Below are 253 nucleotides of genomic sequence, written 5' to 3' on the forward strand. Positions count from 1 at the left end.
CGGTGTCGGCATCGGGGCGTCGTCGGCGGCGCTCGCTCACGTCGACGTCGGCGTGAACATCGGCGTTCCGGGCGTCGTGTATGCGCCCGAGCCCGTTTACGCGCCGCCTCCGCCGCCGGTGTATGCGCCGCCGCCGGTGGTCGTCGTTAGTCCCGGCTGGTATGGCGAGCGTTACTACGACGGTCATCGCTATTGGGAACGCCGCGAATGGGAAGAGCGTCATCGCGAACGCGAATGGCGCGACGCGCGCGGT

The 253-nt window shown here is 69.6% G+C and carries 1 protein-coding gene; it reads left to right on the top strand.

Features of this window, described 5'->3' with window-relative positions; translation table 11 throughout:
* Positions 1–253 (top strand): hypothetical protein (locus SB771_RS35840; RefSeq protein ID WP_410722147.1); only part of this gene is annotated, 253 nt, incomplete at both ends.

The organism is Burkholderia sp. SIMBA_051 (genome assembly GCF_046534915.1).
Classification (GTDB): Bacteria; Pseudomonadota; Gammaproteobacteria; order Burkholderiales; family Burkholderiaceae; genus Burkholderia; species Burkholderia ambifaria.